Source organism: Baekduia sp. (assembly GCF_035318805.1).
GTDB lineage: Bacteria > Actinomycetota > Thermoleophilia > Solirubrobacterales > Solirubrobacteraceae > Baekduia.
Genome location: NZ_DATHDY010000141.1, coordinates 1 through 7656, shown reverse-complemented (window position 1 = coordinate 7656; position 7656 = coordinate 1). Strand labels below are relative to the sequence as shown.

General features: G+C 69.1%; 6 protein-coding genes. 2 read left to right on the top strand and 4 right to left on the bottom strand.

The annotated features are described in order from the left end of the window. Positions 1 to 393: 393 nt before the first annotated feature. Positions 394 to 690, top strand: coding sequence for a hypothetical protein (locus VK501_RS28540; protein WP_324343457.1), 297 nt, complete (start codon positions 394 to 396; stop codon positions 688 to 690). Here VK501_RS28540 and VK501_RS28535 read toward each other — a convergent pair. Together VK501_RS28535 and VK501_RS28530 are read right to left on the bottom strand one after the other, a co-directional pair. Then, the gene (locus VK501_RS28535) at positions 687 to 2867 is read right to left on the bottom strand and encodes a phosphoribosyltransferase (protein ID WP_324343456.1); all 2181 of its coding nucleotides are present in this window, start codon (positions 2865 to 2867) and stop codon (positions 687 to 689) included. The two genes, VK501_RS28540 and VK501_RS28535, sit on opposite strands and share 4 nt — an antisense overlap. Next, positions 2867 to 4012, bottom strand: a complete 1146-nt coding sequence (locus VK501_RS28530) for a hypothetical protein (RefSeq protein WP_324343455.1) — start codon at positions 4010 to 4012, stop codon at positions 2867 to 2869. Before VK501_RS28530 ends, VK501_RS28535 begins: the two co-directional genes overlap by 1 nt. A gap of 1144 nt (positions 4013 to 5156) precedes the next feature. On the opposite strand from VK501_RS28530, the gene VK501_RS28525 reads away from it, so the two are divergent. After that, on the top strand, positions 5157 to 5927 hold the full coding sequence (locus VK501_RS28525; RefSeq protein WP_324343454.1) for a tyrosine-type recombinase/integrase: 771 nt from the start codon (positions 5157 to 5159) through the stop codon (positions 5925 to 5927). Between the two features lie 116 nt (positions 5928 to 6043). Here VK501_RS28525 and VK501_RS28520 read toward each other — a convergent pair whose 3' ends face one another. Both VK501_RS28520 and VK501_RS28515 read right to left on the bottom strand, forming a co-directional pair. After that, positions 6044 to 6367 (bottom strand): hypothetical protein, encoded by a 324-nt coding sequence (locus tag VK501_RS28520; RefSeq protein ID WP_324343453.1) that lies wholly within the window; start codon positions 6365 to 6367, stop codon positions 6044 to 6046. Positions 6368 to 6713: 346 nt separating this feature from the next. Next, positions 6714 to 7460 carry a hypothetical protein gene (locus VK501_RS28515; protein WP_324343452.1) on the bottom strand — a complete coding sequence of 249 codons (747 nt, stop codon included), beginning with the start codon at positions 7458 to 7460 and terminating at the stop codon, positions 6714 to 6716. Positions 7461 to 7656: the final 196 nt, after the last annotated feature.

Below are 7656 nucleotides of genomic sequence, written 5' to 3'. Positions count from 1 at the left end.
GACCGAGATAAGCCCGGGCACTCGCGCGCACCACACCCAACTGCTCCACCCCGGCCACAGCCCACCCGCGACTACGACGCACCTACCCCTACAACTCGATCAGCGCACTTGACGCCCGAACCCGGCACAGATAAGCGGAACGGGTGCTGCGTTGACCTACGGAAGCGAGCTCAGATGGGCATGTGGCGTCGGGCTCCCCCGCGGCCCCCTGGACGGCACACTTCTCTGCCGGCGCTTCGACGACCGCGCCACCGGGCCGGCATCGTCGCCTGCCTGGCACATCGGCGGCTGCACCCCGCCGTTCGCGGTCCGCACCCGCGTTTGTAACACTGTCGCAGTCTCGACCACGCCCAAGCTGGGACCGCGGCTGCCGATGACGGTGGTAACAACCCCATGAGCACGATAGAACGCCTAATCCCGAGCGAGTGGCGCGACGAGATCGTCGTCCTCGACGCCGGCATGCTTGATGCACCCCGCGACGGGCATCCCACGGGCGCCACATTCGCCCGCGTGGGCGCCGTCGACTGGATCGCCTGGCGCCAGGCGATCACGTCGCTGGCCCCGCACGTCGACAACGACATCGAGGACTGGCTCGGCGGCGGTGAGCGCACCGAGCAATACGGCCACGTGATCACCGTTTGGAACCCGACGGTGACGGTCAAGCAGGGAGCAATCGCGCACCACGGCTAGCGCCCGAGCGCCACTAGCCGCTGCAGGAGTTCGGCCATCACCGGGTCACCGTCGTCCTCGTGCAGGACGTCGTCGATCGGAGGCAGCTCGCGGCGCCCCATAGCGAACGCCAGCTCCGGCACGAGCCCCTGCCACTCGGGCTCCCGGAGCTTCTCGACGATCTCCTTACGGATCTCTGGGTCGTGCTTATGCGCGCGCACGTCGTGCGTGTGCGCAGCGCGTAGAACTGCCGCCTTGATCACCGGCACGTAGTACGTGCCCGAGATGAAGAACTCGGGGTCCATCACGCGGGCGACGGGCGTCGAGTAGGACTCGTTCAGGCCGCCGACCCGGCGGCCGCGGAGCTCCTGCAGCGCCGCGCACACGTTCACGAAGAGCTCGGCCTGGGTGTCGGTGTGGAACAGCGATTGGGGCCCGAGGTCCCAGAAGCGCTCCTTCTCGTCGCCCCACCGCAGGAATAGGTCGTCGGCGAGCCCGCCGGGCTGCTCGAGCGCTTCCAGGCGCGCGCTGAGGCGCTCGGAGCGCTCGATCCCGGGACCGAGGTCGCGCAGGCGGCGGTGCTCCCAGCACCACGGGCACTGCTCGTCGTCCCAGTGCGGTAGAAGGAGCGTCTCGACAGGGTGAAAGTTGTGCGGCCCGTGGACCGTGTTGCGGATGGTGCGCAGGCGCTCGTTGCTCGCGGGTCGCGCGAGCCCGACCAGGTAGCGCAGCTCGGACCCGCCGTCGGTCAGCCCGGCGCGCTGCAGAGCCTGGCGGTAGACGTGCAGGCGCGTGCCGGTGACGACGACGTCGTCCACAAGCAGGATCTTGCGCCCACGCAGCTTGGCCCGGTCGCCTTCCGCCATGACCTCCAGATCGCCGGGAAGCCGGCGGACGACATCACGGCCGGTGAGGTCAGCGACCGCTGCGGCTAGCGACACAGCGGCCGGGTGCTCAGGAGTGAGGATCACGTCGAACTCGGGTAGCGAGCTGACCCGTTCGTCGAGCTGTGTGCGGAAGGCCGGCACAACGAGCATCTTCAGCACGTCGATGTCGAGCATGTGATGCCGTGAGCGGTCGTCGTGCTGCCAGGCGTGAACGCGGAAGAGATCCTTGCCGCGGTAGCGGTCGAAGAAGGGCTGTAGCCGCTGGGCGAGGTCCTGCGTCACCGACGCGTACTCAACGCTGGCGGTGACGTGGAGGTGGTAGGTAGTAGGCGAGATCTCGACCCACGCCGCGCCCTCGGCGCAGCGCTCGCACGTCTCCCTGTTCTCCCAGCGTTGCCCGAGCTCCGATCGATGGCGGAACACGGCGTCGGCGTGGTCGTTGCCAGGCGCGAACAGGGCGACCGTCGTCACAGGCAGGTCGAGGGTCTCGCAGACCCCGCTGAGCTTGCCGATCGAGTCCCCCGTTGAGCTCGTCGACCCGACGATCAGCGCCCGGGTTGGTGGGGTGCCATCCTCGAGGAGGTGCTCGATCAGAGCGTCGACGCGTGCCTCCAGCTGGCCGGCGTCCTCGTCGTAGCGACCTTGGCACTCGACGCCGACCACGCTGAGGTCTTTAACACCGGCCTCGCTCGTGTACCGCGACAGGTTGAGTCCGACACTCATGATGGTCCATGAGTCGAGGATGACTAGCGTCGCGCCGTCGACGAAGCGCAGCAGCCAGAATGTGACGCCGTCGAGGCGGTCTATCGACTGGATGGCGGTCCCGATCCGGATAAAGCTGTTGTAGTGCTGGCCGTTCGGCCCGATGTAGTGGGCCTCTGCGGCGTGGGGCAGCTCGACATTGGGCTGCGCGATGAGCGCGCCGAGCTCGGCGTCGCGCAGCAGCGCCAGCAAGGTCTCCTGGTCGGGAACGTCTGTCTCTGCTCCGGCGAGATGCCGCATCGCGTAGCCGCCGTCCTCCCAGCAGAGGAGGTACACGGGCCGGTGGTTGTGGCGCAGTTCGAGCTCGCGGCGCAGGTCCTCCGACGCGAGCAGACGCGCTGCGTCGGGCTGGTGGGCGCGCAGCACGACGAGCTCTGCGGCGCTGCGGATTTCTGAGTCGAGCTCGTAGAGCAGGCTGTCGATCTCGCCCCAATGCGTCCAGCGGGGAACCGGTGCGTAAAGGACGCGGCGCCACGGGACGAGCAAGTCATCGTACTCGCTGCTGTGCGGCAGGGCGCCATTACGCAGCTCGGCGACGTCGATCTGCATCAACGCGGCGGATCGACCGGCAGCTGCAGCTGAGTCCGCTGGTGCCAGGGGAATAGGAACGACACCGCAGTTCCGGCGAGCATTGTGCGCTCGTTCCACGCCCAGGTGGCCTGACCGCCGCGAGCGGCGGTCAGGCCGTCGTAGCGCGCCTCAAGCCGGCCGGAGCGGAAGATGGCTAGGCCACCGAGTTGCCGGGCGCTCGTGAGCATCTTGTCGAGGCCCATGCCAGCGTCGGACTCGGCGCTCGTCTTCGAGGTGGTGCCGGGCTTGAGCGCGCGCTCGAAGCACGCCCACTCCGCGGCGATGGGCCCGTCATGAACGGCCGGGCCGCCCAGCCGGCCGGCGATCCCAACGCCGGTGTCGGCGATCGTGACCTCGGCGAGGTACGTGTCGCCTGCGCGTGGGCTGAGCCACTCGCGCGCCGAGGAGAGGTACGCGTCGAGCAGGCCGGACCCCGACCGCAAATCGGCCTCTGTGCCCTCCTGCACGAGCGGCAGGCGCCGCACCAGCAGCAGGCGCATGCCCTCCACGCGGTGGCCCTGGTGGTCGGTGACGCCGTGCAGGGCAGTGTTCGATAGCGCCTCCGCCGCGAAGCGCGCGAGGGCGACCATGTGCGCGCCGCCCATGGGCCGCTCAAAGACGAGTCCTGTGAGCGTCCGGAAGCGTCCGGCGAACGCGGCGAAGGTCGTGCGCCGGTCGAGCGGCGGGTCGGGCGCGGGGCCGCCGAGGCGCGCGACGGACACGAGCGCGCGCTCTCGCCCGGTGCCCCACCCGACGTGACCATCGTCCATCGCGAGTCGGGTGTGCTCGGCGAGGATCTCATCGCGGCGGTCGGCGCCGTCGGGGTCGAGCACCGCGTCGGCCATCTGAGCGAGGATCAGCCCGGCGGGGGAGCCGGTGAAGAGGCTCCACATGCGGCCGTCGCCGGCCGGCGACACCGGAGCGCGCCCGGTGGAGAGCGTGATTGCCACCCCGTGCTGACGCGCGTCGGCGAGTAGGGCGAGCAGCCGGGCGTCGCCGAGCAGCAGCGACCGGCGGAGGCCGCCGATGTCGATCACCAGCGTGTCGGGCCGACGCGCCACGATCACGTCGTGCTGATCCTCGAGCCAGGATCCTTCGAGCAGTCGAGGGAAACGCACGTCCATGGCGGGGATCACACCATATACCGGCCGGATGATCTCGGGCCCGCGCGGCGTAGTTGCACGGCGTCACGCCGGCAACCCACAGAAACCCGCACGACGACACGCCCTGATTACGCCCGGTGGGCTAAGCGGTGAGGAGGGACGTAAACGGCGCCGGTGGCCCATCGAGGTCAGTGCCCTCAAGATCGGCATTGGCTGCAACGTGCGCCGCGGACTCGGCTGGCTCGCCGACGCCATTGGACGGATGAGGCTCAAATCGCGGCAAGACGCTCCTAGTCTCGCCGAATCTCACCCGCTTCTCGGGACACGATTCCGGGACATACAGCCTGCACGCTTACCCCCGCAACGACGAAGACCCCGCAATTTGCGGGGCCTTCTCCGAAGCGGCTGAAGAGACTCGAACTCTCGACCTTCTGCATGGCAAGCAGGAAGCAGAAGGTTGAGGCCGCATGGTTCCGTGCTTCTGGGCCGACGGAATCGGCTTGTTTTTAGGCGATTCCGGTTGATGCGGTAGCCAAAGTGGTAGCCCAGACAGAACGAGGCTACCGCGGTAGCCTCCGACGTGGCGGCCTTGTAACGTGCTGGCGATGGCTAGCTCCTCTCGTCTGCCGACCGGCTCACTGGTTGTGCGCAAGAGCTCGAAAGGCGACCCGTTCTACGAGGCGAAGTGGCGTCATGAAGGGCGTCAGCGGCTGAGGAGGATCGGGCCGGCGTGGCTGGTTTCCGATGGACACGGCGGGTGGGAGCCGCGCAAGGGTCGGGTACCCGAGGACGCTTTCGATGCCAAGCGAGCGACCGTGGCGATGGCGGCGATGATCGAGCGTGACGCCGCCGGGGTCGCCGAGGAGGCGCGGCTGGCGCGGGCCGGGCGCGATCGTCCGGTGTCGTTTCGCGAGGTCGCCGCCGCCTGGATGGAGTGGTTGGCCGAGGTCAAGGGCGCGAAGCCGTCGACGCTGCGTGACTATCGGTCGATGCTCGCCGAGCCCGGGGCTCGGCACGCGCGTGGCGAGGGACGTTGCGAGGGGCGGATTATGGGCGCGTTCGGGGACCGTGCCGCGCGCGAGATCAAGGTGGCCGATGTGTCGGCGTTCCTACGCGGGCTCGACCGGGCGGCGCTGTCGCCCAGGAACATAACAAGCATCGCCAGGTGCTGTCGGCGATCTTCGGCTACGCCCAGCGCGAGGACACGTTCTCGCTGCGTACCAACCCGGCGATCGCGACCGACAAGCGTCGCGAGGCGCCGCCGTCGGTGCTCGATTTTTTCGAGCCTGAGGAGGTCGAGCTGCTGGCGGGCACCGCGGCAGAGGGTCGCCATCGCCGTCGGCCGGCCGGAGTGACCGACGACGAGGTCGAGGCCCGTTGCGCCGAGGACGCCCAGGACGCCGAGTTGCTTCGTGTGCTGGCCTACACGGGCCTGCGAGTCGGGGAGGCGCTGGCGTTGCGGTGGGGCGACGTTGACCTGAGTGGGCGCCGGGTGATCGTGCAGCGTGCGGTGAGCGCTTCGGTGGAGGGGCCGACCAAGGCATGGCAGGTGCGTTACGTGCCGCTGGCCGACCCGCCACACGACGCCCTGCAGCGTCTGCGTATGCGGGGCGACTTCACCAGCCGCGACGACTACGTGTTCTGTGGGCGCGTCGGCGGAAGACTGGACGCCTCGTCGCTGCGCAAGCGGTACCACGCCGCGCGCAAGGCCGCGGGCCTGCGTCACGTCAAGCTTCATGGATTGCGGCACGGCGCGGGGAGCCTGGTGGCCCGCCAGAGCGACGCGGTGTTCGTCCAGCACTTCCTCGGCCATTCGAAGATGTCGACGACCGAGCGCTACATGCATGCCAAGTCACGCAAGGAAGACGTCGACCGCCTCAACCGCGCGTTCGGCTCGGCCGCCGTGACACCGGCCGCCAACGATGCCCGTCAGTAGCCGGCACATCAGATCACGGTCGCTTCCTATACCCGCGTAGTCCACGCCTGATGGAGCGAAGCACGAACTAGCAAAGGGCGCGACGGGCGTCGCGCCCTTCGCTCCTGGGTATTGGCTCAGGCCCAGCGGGCGGAAGAGCCCCAGCCGGTAACTTCGTCGTCGCGGATGGCGGTGGCGTCGCGTGGCCGCTCGTCCAGGTCGATGCTGATGGCGTGCCGCTCGCGGCGCATCGCGTCTCGCTCGAGGCGGTGGTCGGTGCCGTTGGCGAGTTTGATGAGGCGGCTGATCTCGCGGGAGGCGTCCCCCCTGGTCTTCGGGCTGGCGAAACTGGTGCCGGTCTGGTTGGCGAGGCGGCGCAGCGTGGTGAGCTGCTTGTTGGTGGGCTTGGGGCCAGACGTGTAAGGCGACTTGCGGGTGGCGGTGCTGGAGGTCTTGGGCATGGCCCGGCCGATAGCGGGCTGGGGAGGAGGGAGAGCAAGCGTGGGGCCGTCAGGTCTCGCCGCAGGCGACGCGAAGCGACACGCTTGTCGAAGGACGAGCGCCTGCTCGGATCACCGGGCTGCCCGAACCGGGCACCGTCTGCGCGGAGCGCTTCTTCAGACCTCAAGTCGGCCCCCAGGCGTGGCACAACGTAGCCGTAGCGGCACAACGAGTCCTACAACTGCTCCGGCGAGCAGATGGTGGGCCCGCTCGCGCCGTTGGGGCCGCGCAGGTCGACGTGCGGATGAGAGGCCTCGAACCTCCGCGGTCCGCGTGCGGCGAAGAGGTGCCGAGAGGACCTCTCGCTCACGCCGCCGCCGCTGCCGCCTGTTCGTCCAGAGCGGAAGCGAGGGGGCGTTGGGATTCGGGAGCCAGGACCATGCTCGCTCGCGGCTGAGGCGTCCTGGTTGCGTACCGCCAGCGACCGTTATGCGGGGCACTGCCTGTTGCGGAGCTTGCCGTCGACCACCGAGGCGTCCGGCTTGGGCAGCGTGGTTGCGGCGCCCGCGGCCGGGCGTAGCGCGTCGACCGCGCACGTGCACCGTCGGCTTGGAGGGTGATCAACGTGTCGCGGGTCATCAGCACGATCTGGCCTTCACCGATCACTGCGGGCACACCGCGAACCGTGGTGATGGTTCCCGGGGCCAAGTCCGCGTCGGGCGGCGTGTTGAACATGGCGTCCAGCTCGCGCGGGCGCAGGCACGCCGGCTGGCTGCGCACCGAGGCGTCGTAGCCGCACCCCGACTCGCCGCCGTCGCGGCACGGCCCATAGAAGACCTCGACTTCATCGGCGTGGGTCTCGCAGCGATCGAGCAGCCGCGTGGCGTCCTCACGGCGGAAGCGTTCGCCCAACGTGTAGATGCGGAAGTCCGGCCGGTGATCGGAGCCACGCCGCTGTCGGTTTGCGGCGTCTCGTAGGACGAGTCGAGCCTGCTGGCCCGGCGTCGGCTTGTCGTCCTTGGCGACCAAGACGAGGATGATGGCGATAGCCAGGGCAACTCCGGCCGCGACGATCGCCAGATCGGCTCGTTCGCGGTGAGCGAAACGGCGCATAGGCTGGGCTCCTACCCAGCGACGCCGCGTTCTACGGCGCCTGCGCACTCCACCTTGGAGGGACCCCGTTCTTCGGTCCACTGACTGCGAGAGTCGAGTGGTCGTAGCGCCGGGCACGGTAGGTGGCTTGTCGGACGGATCGCCTGTCGCGAGGCGAGCCCGTAGGGCGAACCGAGCGGCGGGCGATCCGTCCGCG